Origin of the sequence: Conexibacter arvalis (assembly GCF_014199525.1) — a bacterium.
In the GTDB taxonomy this organism is placed as follows: Bacteria; Actinomycetota; Thermoleophilia; order Solirubrobacterales; family Solirubrobacteraceae; genus Conexibacter; species Conexibacter arvalis.
In genome coordinates, this window is sequence record NZ_JACHNU010000003.1 from 52,819 (window position 1) to 65,943 (window position 13,125).

Sequence of the window (13,125 nt, forward strand, 5' to 3'; positions counted from 1 at the left end):
CGCGCTGACGGCCGCCGCACGGCGCGGATAGGCTCCGCCGATGGCGCAGCAGACGCAGGACGAGGACCGTCGGCTGAAGGTCGAGCCCCCGCACGCGCACGCGGCGGGGATGGAGGGCGTCGCGGTCGCGCTGCGACACGCCCACGAGGAGATGGGCACGCGGCGGGCGCTGCAGACGCTCGTGCGGCTCAACCAGCCGCACGGCTTCGACTGCCCCGGCTGCGCCTGGCCCGACCCCGGCCAGACCGCGCGCGCCGAGTTCTGCGAGAACGGCGCCAAGGCGGTCGCCGAGGAGGCGACGCGCAAGCGCGTGGGGCCCGAGTTCTTCGCCCGTCACCCGGTCGCAGAGCTGGCCGGCTGGACCGACCACCAGCTCGGCCGCTCCGGCCGCCTCACCGACCCGATGGTGCTGCGGGAGGGGGCGAGCCACTACGAGCCGATCGGCTGGGAGGAGGCGTTCGCCCTGATCGCCGAGGAGCTGAACGGGCTCTCCTCCCCCGACGAGGCCGTCTTCTACACCTCCGGCCGCACGTCGAACGAGGCCGCCTTCGCCTATCAGGCGTTCGTGCGCGCCTACGGCACGAACAACCTGCCCGACTGCTCGAACATGTGCCACGAGTCGAGCGGCGTCGCGCTGACCGAGACGATCGGGATCGGCAAGGGCTCGGTCACGCTCGAGGACGTCGAGCAGGCCGATCTGCTGATCGTCGTCGGCCAGAACCCGGGCACCAACCACCCGCGGATGCTCTCGGCGCTCGAGCGCGCCAAGCGCGGCGGCGCGCGGATCGTCGCCGTCAACCCGCTGCCCGAGGCCGGCCTGATCCGCTTCAAGAACCCGCAGAAGCCCGGCGGGCTGCTCGGCCGCGGCACCGAGCTGGCCGACCGCCACCTGCAGATCAGGCTCGGCGGCGACCTCGCGCTCTTCCAGGCGCTCGGCCGGCTGCTGCTCGACGCCGAGGCCGCCGCGCCCGGCACCGTGCTCGATCGCGACTTCATCGACCGCTGCTGCGACGGCTTCGAGGCGTACGCCGACGGGCTGGCGTCGCTGCGCTGGGAGGACGTGCTCGAGGCGACCGGGCTGACGCGCGCGGAGATCGAGGCGGTCGCGCGGCTGGCGGCGTCGAGCGAGCGCACGATCGTCTGCTGGGCGATGGGCGTGACGCAGCACAAGCACGCCGTCGCGACGATCCGCGAGATCGTCAGCTTCCTGCTGCTGCGCGGCAACATCGGCCGGCCGGGCGCCGGCGTCTGCCCCGTCCGCGGCCACTCCAACGTCCAGGGCGACCGGACGATGGGGATCTACGAGAAGCCGCCCGCGGCGTTCCTCGACCGGCTCGGCGCCGAGCTCGGCTTCGCGCCGCCGCGCGAGCACGGGCTCGACGCGGTCGCGGCGATCCGTGCGATGCGCGACGGGCGCGCGAAGGTCTTCTTCGCGATGGGCGGCAACTTCGCCGCCGCCGCGCCCGACACCGAGACGACGTACGCCGCGCTGCGGAGCTGCCGGCTGACGGTCCAGGTGTCGACGAAGCTCAACCGCTCGCACGTCGTGCCCGGGCGGCGCGCGCTGATCCTGCCGACGCTCGGCCGCACCGAGGTCGACATGCAGGCGCGCGGCGCGCAGGCGGTGACGGTCGAGGACTCGATGGGGATGGTCCACGGCTCGCGCGGGACGCTCGCGCCGGCCTCCGAGCAGCTGCGCAGCGAGGTGGCGATCGTCTGCGGGCTGGCGCGGGCCGTCTTCGGGCGCGACGGCTCCGACGGCGCACGGATCCCGTGGGAGGCGTTCCGCGACGACTACCGCGAGATCCGCCGGCGGATCGAGGCGGTCGTGCCGGGCTTCGACGACTTCGAGGCGAAGATCGCCCGCCCCGGCGGCTTCGCGCTGCCGCACCCGCCGCGCGACGCGCGCGTCTTCCCGACCGCGACCGGCAAGGCCCGCTTCACCGTCAACCCGCTCGAGTGGCCGCGCGTGCGCCAGGGGCCGCTGCTGCTGCAGACGCTGCGCTCCCACGACCAGTACAACACGACCGTCTACGGCCTCAACGACCGCTACCGCGGCGTCAAGGCCGGCCGCCGCGTCGTCTTCCTCAGCGCCGAGGACATCGCCGCGCGGGGGCTCGCCGACGGCGACGTGGTCGACCTCGTCAGCGAGTGGCCCGACGGCGTCGAACGGCGCGCCGAGCGCTTCCGCATCGTCGAGTACCCGACGCCGCGCGGCTGCGCCGCCGCCTACTACCCGGAGACCAACCCGCTCGTCCCGCTCGACGCGACCGCCGACGGCTCCAACCAGCCGGCGTCGAAGTCGGTCGTCGTGCGGGTCGAGCCGCGCTCAGGCCGCTGACAGCGAGGCGCCGACGTGCGCGAGGTGGTCGCGCATCGCGGCCTCGGCCGCGTCGCCGTCGCCGTCGCGGATCGCCTCGACGATCGCCGCGACCTCGCTGACGGCGCCGGCGCGCAGGTCGTCGTTCCCGGCCGTGGTCGCGCGCGAATGGCGCAGCAGGTCGGCAATCGCCGCGAACAGGACGCGGACCGGGAGGCTTCCCGACGCCTCGACGATCGCGGCGTGGGCGCGCACGTCGGCCTCGCCGAACAGCTGCGGGTCGCCGAGCACGCCGCGCATCTCAGCGAGCGCGTCGGCGAGCCGGGCGAGGTCCTCCTCCCCGCGCCGCTGGGCCGCGAGGCGCGCGGCGAGCGGCTCGAGCCGCAGCCGCACCTCGAACAGGTCGCCGAGGTCGAGTGGTGCGAGGTAGGTGCCCGAGCCCTGGCGCGACTCGATGATGCCGAGGTCGGCGAGGCGGCGCAGGCCCTCGCGCAGGCTCGAGCGCGAGACGCCCAGTCGCGCGGCCAGCTCGCGCTCGGGCGGCAGCCTGTCGCCGGGCGCGACCTGCTCCTCGGCCAGCAGCGCGCGAACGCTCTCGGCGACGTGGTTGCGGGGCGGCATCGACGGCGATTATAGTGGTCGGACCATAATGGTCTGACCAATCTGGAGCATCGCATGCGCATCGGCACCGCCATCTCGAACGGAACCCCGACCCCCGTCGTGGAGCGCGACGGCGCGCTGCACGCGCTCGACGTCGCCGCCGGCTCGACCGTCGCGGACCTCGTCGCCGCCGGCGGCGCGCTGCCCGCCGCCGCCGCGGAGCCGCTCGACGGCGCGACGCTGACCGCGCCGCTGCGACCGGGCAAGATCGTCGCGATCGGCCTCAACTACATGGACCACGTGCGCGAGACCGGCCTCGACAAGCCGACCGCGCCGCTGGTCTTCACGAAGTTCACGACCTCCGTGATCGGCGACGGCGAGGAGGTCCGCGTCGACCGCGCGATCACCGAGAGAGTCGACTGGGAGGTCGAGCTGGCCGCCGTGATCGGCAAGACGGCGACCCGCGTCTCCGTCGACGACGCGCTGTCGCACGTCTTCGGCTACACGGTCGCCAACGACATCTCGGCCCGCGACGTGCAGTTCGCCGACGGCCAGTGGGTGCGCGGCAAGAGCCTCGACACCTTCTGCCCGCTCGGCCCCGTGATCGTCACCGCCGACGAGATCGCCGACCCGCAGGCGCTCGGCCTCTGGACGCGCGTCAACGGCGAGACCGTCCAGGACTCGAACACGAAGGAGATGGTCTTCAGCGTCGCCGAGCTGATCTCGTTCTGCTCCCACAGCTTCACGCTCGAGCCCGGCGACGTCGTCCTCACCGGGACCCCGTGGGGCTGCGGCGAGTTCATGGACCCGATCCGCTCGCTCGCCGCCGGCGACCGCGTCGAGGTCGAGGTCGAGGGGATCGGGACGGTCGCCAACACCGTCGTCGAGATCTGATCCCTCTTCGCGGGGCGCGGGCGGGCCGTCGTGGCCGCCCGGGCCCCGCGATACATTGGCGTTGCAGATGAGCAACGTCGATGAACGAATTCGCGCGGCGGGCCGGCGGGCCTTCGCCCGCTGGGGCTACGCCGGGGCGACGGTCGAGCGGATCGCCGGCGAGGCCGGGCTGTCGCGCGTGACGCTCCACCGCCGCGGGATCGACCGCGACGTCGTCCTGGCCGCGCTGGCGGAGGAGGCCGACGACGCCTACCGCCGCGCGATGTGGCCGGCGCTGACCGGCAGCGGCAGCGGGCGCGAACGGATCGAGCAGGCGCTCGCCGCCCTCTGCGCCGCCGCCGAGGCCGAGCTGGAGGTCCTGCTCGCGCTGCGCGGCCGGCGTGACGCGATCTTCCACGACGACTCGCCGAGCGGGACCCGGGCCGCGTTCGTCGAGCCGCTGGCGCGCCTGCTGCGCGACGGCGCCGCCGACGGGTCGCTGCACGCCTTCGACGATCCCGACACCGCTGCGACCGTGCTCTTCAACCAGGTCGGCACCACCTATCTCCACCTCCGCAGCGACCATCGCTGGGAGGCCGAGAGATGCCGCGATGCGCTGCTGGACCTGACGTTGCGCGGTCTTGTCTCAGGCTCGACCTGAGCATTAGGTCGGGGGTTGGTCACGCCGAGGGAGGCCGCGCAGCCGCATCGAGCGGCCTTCGGGCGAGCAGCGCCACCAGCGCTGGACGTAGATGTTTCGCATGTGTAACGTGCATGTTGCAATGGCGAGGAGATCTCGTGACGATCCACCCGGCGCCGGCTACCTGAGAGCGGCCGGCCGCGCGCCGCTGGCGCTGTACGACCCGTTCGTCGCGGTCGCGATGCGCGAGCGCCTGTTCCGCGCACGGCTGGCCCGCCAGGTGCTCGCGGGATGGGCCGGCGACGGCCGCCGGCGCGGCGTGACGATCTGCGACGTCGGCTGCGGGACGGGCACGCTCTCGCTCGCGCTCGCCGGCGTGCGCGGCGTCGCCGCCGTGATCGCCGTCGACGGCGACCCGGCCGCCCTCGCGCGGGCGCGGGCGAAGGCGGCGCGTTCGGGCGGCTGGGCGGTCGAGTGGCGGGAGGGGATGGCGCAGCGGCTGCCGCTCGAGGACAAGAGCTGCGACCGGGTGGTGCTGTCGCTCGTGCTGCATCACCTCTCCCCCGCCGACCAGCGCGCGGCGCTGCGCGAGGCGGCCCGGGTGCTGCGGCCGGGCGGACGGGTCCACGTCGCCGACTGGGGCCGGCCGCGAGACCCGCTGATGCGCGTCGCCTTCCGACTGCTGCAGCTGGTCGACGGCGCCGAGACGACCGCGCCGCTCGGGCGTGGCGAGCTGCCGGCGATGCTCGACGCAGCCGGCTTCGCCGACCAGCGCCTGCACGACCGCCTGCGCACCGCCGGCGGCCTGCTCGAGCTGCGCTCGGCGCGGCGCGGCTGAGCGGCGTGGCCCGCCCGTGGCGTCGCTCAGGCGGCCGCGCGGCCCGGTCCCGTCGTCGCGGCGCCGGCGTGGCCGGGGGCGGCGCCGATCCGCAGCAGCTCGCGCCACTCCTCGGGCGCGACGTTCGCCGGCTCGGTCGAGTCGACGAACTCCTCCAGCACCTCGAGGAAGCGGGTCGGCTCGTCGACGTGCGGGAAGTGGCCGGAGCGCTCGAACACCTCGAGCCGACTGGAGGGCACGAGCGCGTGGGCGTCGCGGCCGTGGGCGACGGGGATGATGCTGTCGTGCTCGCCCCAGACGATCAGGAACGGGACGTGCTCGGCGAGGTAGAGGCGGTCGCGCGCGTCGACGCGCTGGCCGCGCGGATCGACGATCGTGCGGAGCGTCTGGACGAAGGCGGCGCGCGCGTCGCGGTCGGCGAGCGAGGCGTGGCCGCGCGCGATCTCGGCGATGTCGGTGCCGGCCTGCAGGCCGACCTTCCCCAGCAGCGTGCCGGCGAGCCGGCCGGCGTCGAGCAGGTGGCGATTGACGAGCAGCGGCAGCACGACGTCGGAGCCCGGCAGCGTCGAGGCCCGCAGCAGCAGGTTGACCTCGCGGCCGAGGCCCCCGCTGCCGACCAGCACGAGCCGCTCGCAGCGCTCCGGGAACTGGTACGCGAGCTGCATCGCGACGCCGCCGCCGAGCGAATGACCGACGAAGGTCGCGCGCTCGTGGCCGAGCGCGACGAGCAGGTCGCGCACGCCGCTGGCGTAGGCGCCGAGCGAGTAGTCGCCGCGCGGCTTCGCCGACGCGCCGTGGCCGAGCAGGTCGGGCGCGATCACGGTGAAGCGGCGCGTCAGCAGCGGGAAGACCTTCGACCAGGTCTGCGAGGTCGACGTGATCCCGTGCACCAGCACCAGCACCGGCCCGCTGCCGCCCGCGCGATAGGCGATCCGGTGGCCGTGGAGCGTGATCTCCTGCAGCTCGAAGCGATCCATCGACCTGACCGTACCCGTCGCGTCCGCCCCGTGAGCCGGTCGCCGCGTGGGCCGATGCTCTCAGATCTTGCATCGACGACCGTCGAACGGATAGCTTGGAACACATGCCATTTGCCGTGACCGCGCCGCTCCGCCGGGAAGTGGAGCGTGCCTTCCCCGACCGACCGTTCACCGTCCGCTTCTGGGACGGCAGCGAGATCCCCGCGACCGGCGGCGACGGACCCGTCTTCTCGGTCCGCTCCCCGCGCGCCGTCGCACACGCGCTCCGAGCCCCCGGCCAGCTGGGGATTGGGCGCGCCTACGTCAGCGGCGAGCTGACGGTCGACGACATCGACAAGGCGATGGACCTGCTGCAGACGTGGCAGCCGCCGGCGATCGACGGTCGCACGCAGGCGAAGCTGATGGTCGCCGCCGCGCGCGCCAACGGCCTCACGCTGCCGCCGAAGCGCCCCGACGCGGAGCTGATCCTCAGCGGCAGAAGACACTCGGCCGAGCGCGACAAGCGCGCCGTCCGACATCACTACGACGTCTCCAACGACTTCTTCCGCCTCTTCCTCGGCGACGCGATGACGTACAGCTGCGCCTTCTTCTCGCTCGGCGCGAACACGCTGGAGGAGGCGCAGGAGGCCAAGCTCGAGCTGGTCTGCAGAAAGCTCGGGCTGAGAGCCGGCGAGCGGCTGCTCGACGTCGGCTGCGGCTGGGGCAGCATGGCGCTCCACGCGGCGCAGAAGCACGACGTGCAGGTCGTCGGGATCACGCTGTCGCCGTCGCAGGCGCAGCTGGCGCGCGAGCGGGTCGCCGCGGCCGGCCTCTCGGATCGCGTCGAGATCCGCCTGCAGGACTACCGCGAGGTCGGCGACGAGCAGTTCGACGCGATCTCCTCGATCGGCATGGTCGAGCACGTCGGCGAGGCGCAGATCGACGAGTACGCGGCCGTCCTGGCGCGGGCGCTGAAGCCCGGCGGCCGGCTGCTCAACCACGGCATCACGCGGCTGCGCCACGGCGAGCCGGAGGCCGGCGCCTTCTCCGAGCGCTACGTCTTCCCCGACGGCGAGCCGCTCCAGCTCAACCGCAACCTGCTCGCGCTCGAGCGCGCCGGCTTCGTCACCCAGCACGTCGAGGGGTTCGCGGCCGACTACGCCGAGACGCTGAAGCACTGGTACGAGCGGCTCGACGAGCGGCTGCCCGAGGCGACCCGCCTGGCCGGCGACGAGCGGATACGGGTCTGGCGGCTCTACCTGCGCGCGGCCCGCAACGGCTTCCTCAGCGGCTTCACCGGCATCTACCAGGTGCGGGCGCAGCTGGCGGGGCCGGGCGTGCTGCCGGGCCAGACGCCGCCCGGGGCCGACGGGCGGTAGGGGCGGGCGCGGGTCGCCCGCTGCGCGGGGGCGCGCGCCGGGCGGGGCGCGCCGGGCGGGAGCACGCGCCGGCGCTACACGTACGGGCGCAGCGCCGCCGCGCAGCGGGCGCCGTAGGCGGAGCCGAACAGCGCCGCGTGCAGCAGCAGCGGCGCCAGCTGCCAGAGGGCGATGCGGTCGGCGGCGCCGTCGGCGAGCGGCGCGACCTCGGCATAGGCCGCGAAGGTCCGCTCGGAGGGGCCGCCGAACAGCCGCAGCATCGCGAGGTCGACCTCGCGGTGGCCGCCGTGCGCGGCCGGGTCGATCAGCCACGGTCGTCCGTCGGCGCCGGTCATCACGTTGCCGCCCCAGAGGTCGCCGTGGAGGCGGGCCGGCGGCTCGGGCGGGCCGGCGACGTCGTCGGCCGGGTCGTGGAGGCGGGCGGCGAGGCGGTCGACCGCGGCGCGCGTCCCTGGCGGCAGCGCCCCGCGCTCGTCGGCGCGCCGCGCGAGCGGCAGCAGGCGGCGGTCGGCGTAGAAGGCGCCCCAACCGGCGGCCGGCTCGTTCGGCAGCGCCAGCGGGCCGATCGCGAGCGTGTCGGCCGGCCCGCCGAAGGTCGGCGCGCCGGCGGCGTGGAGCCGCGCCAGCCCGCGCCCGAGCGCCTCGTCGGTCGCCGCGCCGGCGGGGCCGGAATCGATCCATTCGAGCACGAGGAAGCGCGGGCCCCGCTCGGCCGGCGCGGCATCCGGCGAGGGCGCGGTGGGATCGGGCGCGCCCGGGGCGGGGCCGGCGGGCGGCGCGGTGGGATCAGGCGCGCCCGAGGCGGGGCCGGCGGGCGGCGCGGTGGGATCAGGCGCGCCCGGGGCGGGGCCGGCGGGCGGCGGAGCGAGGTCGTCGGCGACGGCGAGCGGCGCGGGGAGCGGGAGCGCGGCGGGCTCGGCGAGCCAGCGCAGGCCCGCCGCCTCGGCGGCGTAGGCGCCCGGGGCGGCGTCGGCGCTCGTCTTGACGAAGACGCGCGCGCCGTCGACGAGCGTCGCGCGGTAGGCGTCGTTGAGGTCGCCGCCGGCGATCGGGCGCAGCTCCGCCACCGGGCGGCCGAGAGCGGTCGCGAGCGCCGCGGCGAGCGCGTCAGCTCCGCCGCCGCGCCGGCCGCCGCTCATGCGCCAGCCGCTCCGCCCGCCGCGGTCGCCGCTCCGAGGGCCGCGCCGCTCGCCGTGACCGCAACTGCGCCTGCCGCGGCCGTCGCTCGGACGCGGTGGCGGGCGCCGCTCATGCCGGCGCGGCGCCGCGCAGGTCGGCGAGCAGTCCGGCGCAGGCGGCCTCGACCAGGTCGAGCACGTGGTCGAAGCCCTCGGCGCCGCCGTAGTACGGATCGGGCACGTCGAGGTCGGGCGCGCCGGCGCTCGCCGGGTCGAACTCCCGCAGCAGCCGCGCCTTCCCGGCCGCCTCCGCGTCCGGCGCCAGTCGTCGCAGGTTGCGGAGGTTGTCGCGGTCCATCGCGATCAGCAGGTCGAAGCGGTCGAAGTCGGCCTCGGTCACCTGGCGCGCGACGCTCCGCATCTCGAAGCCCCGTCCCGCGGCGGCGGCGGTCGCGCGGGCGTCGGGCGGGTTGCCGACGTGCCAGGCGCCCGTGCCGGCGCTCTCGATCTCGATCTCGCCGGCCAGCCCGGCATCCGCGACGAGGCGCGTCATCACCGCCTCCGCCGTCGGCGAGCGGCAGATGTTGCCGAGGCAGACGAACAGGATCCGGGTCATGGCAGCGGCGACTCCGCGCCCAGCCGCGAGGCGACCCGGCAGCCGACGCCGGTGCAGGTCTTCATCGCGGCGACCGCCGCCGTCAGCCGCTCTCTGCGCGCCTCCGGCAGCGCGTCGTAGACGTTGTCGAGCTCGTCGGGATCGACGCGGCGGTCGTAGAACTCGCGCTCCCCGTCGGCGTACTCGACGTAGAGGCTGTCGCGCGTGCGCAGCGCCTCGTAGGTCGGCGGGTTGCCGCTGCCGCGCGCCGGGAAGTCCGGGTCGGCCGGCGAGGTGACCGCTCCGCGGTGCTCGATCAGCGCCGCCCTGCGCCAGTCGGCCGGGGCCGGCAGGCCGCGCAGGAACGGGACGAGGCTGCGCCCGTCGGCGGTCGCGGGCGCCGGCGTGCCGCCGAGCTCGGTGAAGGTCGGGCAGAGGTCGACGTTCTCCGCGATCTCGCTGACGACGCGGCCGGCGGGAACGCCGGGCCCGGTGACGACGAGCGGGACGCGGATGTCCGGGTCGTACGCCGTCAGCTTCCCGGGCGTGAGCCGGTGCTGGCCCATGTGGAAGCCGTTGTCGGAGCTGAAGACCACATAGGTGTTGCGCGCGACGCCGAGCCGGTTGAGCTCGCGCCGGATCCGCCCGATCGCGCGGTCGACCGACTGCACCGAGCGGACGCGGTTGCGGAAGTGCTCGTCGATCCGCTGCTGCTGCTCGTCGGTCAGGCGGCGGTGGCCTCGCAGCCACGACGGCTTGTCGGAGATGTCCTCCTCGTTGAAGGAGGGCGTGCGCGGCGCCGTCACCGCCGAGAAGCGGCCGACGTCGCGCGGCGCCGGGGTCGACGGGGTGTGCGGCGTGAAGGTCGAGAGCTCCAGCATGAACGGCTGCCCCGCGCCGACGGCCGACGATATGAAGCCGATCGCGTCGCGGCGCAGGACCGTCGTGAGGTAGTCGCGCGGCTCCCAGCCCCTGCGCACGACGCGGCCCTCGCGCGCGATCCGGTAGCCGTAGCCCGGATAGCCGTTGCCGACGACCTTCCAGTCGGTCCAGCCCGGCGGCACGTACGGCCGGCCGAGGGCGTCGCGCACGCGGGTCGGGTTGTACTGGTTCATGTACTTGCCCATCAGCGCGGTGCGGTAGCCGGCCTGCTGCAGCGACGTCGCGAAGGTGTCGCGCTCCTGCCCGCGGGCGCGGAAGGCGAGGAAGCCGCCGTCGTCGCCGGTGTTGCGGTAGATCCCGGTGTTGTGGGGGTACCGGCCGGTCAGGATCGACGCGCGCGAGGGGCAGCAGAGCGAGTTGGTGACGATGTAGTTGGAGAAGGTGACGCCCTCGCGCTGGAGCCGCTTGACGTTCGGCATGTAGTCGACGAGGTCCCACGAGAGGTCGTCGGTCAGCACGAAGACGATGTTCGGCTTGTTCGACGGCGGCGCGAGCGGGAACCGGCGGGCGGGCGCCTTGGCGCGGGAGCGCGGGAACGCGCGGGCGGGAATCCTGGCGCGGGCGCGCTTCTTGGCCCGCGCGAGCGCACGTGCGCCGGCCGGCTTCTTGGCGCGGGCGAGCTTCTTCGCGCGGGCGCTCGGTCGCGCACGGACGGGCTGCTTGGCGCGGCGGAGCGCGCGCTGCTGGGCGGCGGCGCGCTTCGCGCCGGCGGCGACCTGCTTGCCGGCGACCGCCTGCTCGCGGGCGGCGGAGGCCTTGCCGGCCGGGGCCCCGGCGGCGGTGGAGGGCAGCGGGACGCAGAGGATCGCGGCCGCGACGAGCGCGGCGAGCGTGGCACGACGGTGTCTCATCTGCGTCCAAAGTAGGGCAAACGCTTCAGCCCTGTTGCGCGCAGCACGCGCTTGTAGATCACGTCGAGGACCGGCATGTGGTCGCGCGCGACGTTGCGGACCTCGCCGGGGTCGCTTCTGAGGTCGAACAGCTCGCGGCCGCTGTTGTTGCCGTCGGCGATCATCGCCCATCTGTCGTCGCGGTAGTACCAGTGGTTGGCGTAGCCGCCGAAGCAGAACGGGCGCTTGATGCGCGGGCTTGCGCCGGTCAGCAGCGGCGAGAGGTTCGAGCCGTTCATCGAGCTGGGCACCTTGGTCCCTGTCATCGACAGCACCGTCGGCCCGACGTCGTGCGGAGAGGCGAAGTAGTCCGTGCTCTGACCAGCGCGGCGGCGCTCGGGGGAGCGCAGGAAGAACGGCACCTGGATCAGCTCGGGATGGAGCTCGAGCGCCGGCTTGCCGGTCCAGCCGCGGTCGCCGAGCACCATCCCGTGGTCGCTCAGCAGCACGACGATCGTGTCGTCGGCGAGGCCGAGGTCGTAGAAGCGGCTGAGGAAGTGGCCGAGCCACGCGTCGGCCTGCGACACCGCCGCGGCGTACAGCTTCGGCAGCCGCTCGCGCTCCCCGGTACGCAGGTATCTCGCCGGGCGGTAGCGCACGTTCCCGGGCTCGAAGCCCTTGTAGGAGGAGTCGAGATAGAGGTCGCGGTACTTCTTCGCCGGCACCCACGGCTCGTGCGGGTCGAAGCTGTCGACGACGAGCGCGAACGGCCGCTTGGAGCGGCGGGCGCTGCCGAGCACGTCGAGCGCGTGGGTGAAGACGCGCGCGCAGCACTGGCGCCGCTCGTCGCGCCCCTCGCCGATGTTCGCGAGGTGCTGGCGCATCCCTCTCAGGTAGTGCGACGTGTGCATGTCGCGTGGGAGCCATCTGCGCGCGGTCGCCAGCGAGACGCTCGACGCCGGTCGCAGCGCGCCGACCTGGCCACCGAGCCGCGCGAAGCGGTCGACGCTTCTGCGCAGCGGCATCCACGACGGGTTGAACGCCAGGAACGGGTTGTCGGTCACGTAGCCGGTCCAATAGCCGCGCGCCCTCAGGGCTCTGAGCCACGTCGTCTCGCGCGCGCCGAGGCCGGTCCAGCCCGGCGAGCCCGGCAGGTTGCGCGTCGGGCGCCAGCTGGTCCACGGGTAGACGCGGCGGCTGGTCAACAGCGAGCGCCGCACCGGGACCGTCGGCATCGCCTCCGGGAAGGCGCGTGTGAAGCGCAGGCTCTCGCGCGCGAGCGCGTCGATGTTCGGCGTTCTGATCCAGCCGTTCCCGTTCGCGCCGACGTGGTCGTAGCGCAGCGTGTCGAGCACGATCACGAGCACGTTCGGGCCGTCGGGGATCCGCGTCGCGGCGCGGACCGGGGTCGGACGGGCGGACGTGAGCGCGGCGCCGCCGGCGACGCCGGCAGCCGCCGCGCCGAGAAACCGGCGACGGTCGATCCGTGACTCCATGCCGACTTGCGACACCTGAGCGCCGCGAAAGGTGCGGTCGTGCGCCAGCGGAGGACTGCGGAGGACTGCGGAGGACTGCGGAGGACGGAACCGTAGTTCTCCGCAGCGGGCGTGCGGGAGCGGGCGGCTGACGGCGGCGCGCCCGCGCGCCATCGTGGAGGCACCCGCGAAAGGAGCCTCCGATGACGACCGCCGACCGACCCCTCCCAGCCCCAGCCCCCGCCGCGCTCGAGGCGGCGGCCGAGGAGCAGCCGCTCGACAGCGGCGTCGCGCCGCTCCTGTTCGTCTTCCTCGTTCCGCTGCTGCTGATCGTCGGCCTCGTCCTGTGGATCGGCGCCGCGACGACGTGGCTGGTCGTCGGCATCACGATGGCGACGATCGGCGTGATGACGGGGCTCGTGATGCTCGCGATCAACCGCCTGCTCGCCGACGGCGGCGCCGAGCACTGACCGGCGACGCCGCGGCGGTCTGTGGAGAGCCGCCTGCGGCGAGCCGTGCCGCGCCGCCGGGCGGGCCGGCCCGGCGGCGCGGCGTGACG

The 13,125-nt window shown here is 74.7% G+C and carries 12 protein-coding genes; 6 read left to right on the plus strand and 6 right to left on the minus strand.

The window, feature by feature from the left end; all coding sequences use genetic code 11:
* Positions 1 to 40: 40 nt before the first annotated feature.
* Positions 41 to 2,341 (plus strand): FdhF/YdeP family oxidoreductase, encoded by a 2,301-nt coding sequence (locus BDZ31_RS12610; protein WP_183342598.1) that lies wholly within the window; start codon positions 41 to 43, stop codon positions 2,339 to 2,341.
* Here BDZ31_RS12610 and BDZ31_RS12615 read toward each other — a convergent pair.
* Positions 2,330 to 2,941 (minus strand): FadR/GntR family transcriptional regulator, encoded by a 612-nt coding sequence (locus BDZ31_RS12615; RefSeq protein ID WP_183342599.1) that lies wholly within the window; start codon positions 2,939 to 2,941, stop codon positions 2,330 to 2,332. The genes BDZ31_RS12610 and BDZ31_RS12615 overlap by 12 nt on opposite strands.
* Before the next feature lie 54 nt (positions 2,942 to 2,995).
* On the opposite strand from BDZ31_RS12615, the gene BDZ31_RS12620 reads away from it, so the two are divergent.
* The 3 genes from BDZ31_RS12620 to BDZ31_RS12630 all read left to right on the plus strand — a co-directional run bounded on the left by BDZ31_RS12620 (position 2,996) and on the right by BDZ31_RS12630 (position 5,271).
* On the plus strand, positions 2,996 to 3,814 hold the full coding sequence (locus tag BDZ31_RS12620) for a fumarylacetoacetate hydrolase family protein (RefSeq protein WP_183342600.1): 819 nt from the start codon (positions 2,996 to 2,998) through the stop codon (positions 3,812 to 3,814).
* Positions 3,815 to 3,881: 67 nt separating this feature from the next.
* Complete coding sequence (locus BDZ31_RS12625) at positions 3,882 to 4,454, plus strand: TetR family transcriptional regulator (protein ID WP_183342601.1); 573 nt, start codon at positions 3,882 to 3,884, stop codon at positions 4,452 to 4,454.
* A gap of 121 nt (positions 4,455 to 4,575) precedes the next feature.
* Positions 4,576 to 5,271: a class I SAM-dependent methyltransferase gene (locus BDZ31_RS12630; protein ID WP_183342602.1), complete on the plus strand. Its 696-nt coding sequence runs from the start codon at positions 4,576 to 4,578 to the stop codon at positions 5,269 to 5,271.
* A 26-nt stretch (positions 5,272 to 5,297) separates the two neighbouring features.
* Here the strand turns inward: BDZ31_RS12630 and BDZ31_RS12635 are convergent, their stop codons facing one another.
* Positions 5,298 to 6,248, minus strand: coding sequence for an alpha/beta fold hydrolase (locus BDZ31_RS12635; RefSeq protein WP_183342603.1), 951 nt, complete (start codon positions 6,246 to 6,248; stop codon positions 5,298 to 5,300).
* 104 nt (positions 6,249 to 6,352) lie between these two features.
* On the opposite strand from BDZ31_RS12635, the gene BDZ31_RS12640 reads away from it, so the two are divergent.
* Positions 6,353 to 7,606: an SAM-dependent methyltransferase gene (locus tag BDZ31_RS12640; RefSeq protein WP_183342604.1), complete on the plus strand. Its 1,254-nt coding sequence runs from the start codon at positions 6,353 to 6,355 to the stop codon at positions 7,604 to 7,606.
* Positions 7,607 to 7,680: 74 nt separating this feature from the next.
* Here BDZ31_RS12640 and BDZ31_RS12645 read toward each other — a convergent pair whose 3' ends face one another.
* From BDZ31_RS12645 to BDZ31_RS12660, 4 genes are all read right to left on the minus strand, one after another.
* Positions 7,681 to 8,745 carry a fructosamine kinase family protein gene (locus tag BDZ31_RS12645; RefSeq protein WP_183342605.1) on the minus strand — a complete coding sequence of 355 codons (1,065 nt, stop codon included), beginning with the start codon at positions 8,743 to 8,745 and terminating at the stop codon, positions 7,681 to 7,683.
* A 109-nt stretch (positions 8,746 to 8,854) separates the two neighbouring features.
* A complete protein-coding gene (locus BDZ31_RS12650; RefSeq protein WP_183342607.1) occupies positions 8,855 to 9,340 on the minus strand; it encodes a low molecular weight protein-tyrosine-phosphatase in 486 nt (161 codons plus the stop codon).
* Complete coding sequence (locus BDZ31_RS12655) at positions 9,337 to 11,112, minus strand: sulfatase family protein (RefSeq protein ID WP_183342609.1); 1,776 nt, start codon at positions 11,110 to 11,112, stop codon at positions 9,337 to 9,339. The genes BDZ31_RS12650 and BDZ31_RS12655 overlap by 4 nt, the downstream gene beginning before the upstream one ends.
* Positions 11,109 to 12,587 carry a sulfatase family protein gene (locus BDZ31_RS12660; RefSeq protein WP_183343047.1) on the minus strand — a complete coding sequence of 493 codons (1,479 nt, stop codon included), beginning with the start codon at positions 12,585 to 12,587 and terminating at the stop codon, positions 11,109 to 11,111. Before BDZ31_RS12660 ends, BDZ31_RS12655 begins: the two co-directional genes overlap by 4 nt.
* Before the next feature lie 182 nt (positions 12,588 to 12,769).
* On the opposite strand from BDZ31_RS12660, the gene BDZ31_RS12665 reads away from it, so the two are divergent.
* A complete protein-coding gene (locus BDZ31_RS12665) occupies positions 12,770 to 13,036 on the plus strand; it encodes a hypothetical protein (RefSeq protein WP_183342611.1) in 267 nt (88 codons plus the stop codon).
* Positions 13,037 to 13,125 lie beyond the last annotated feature (89 nt).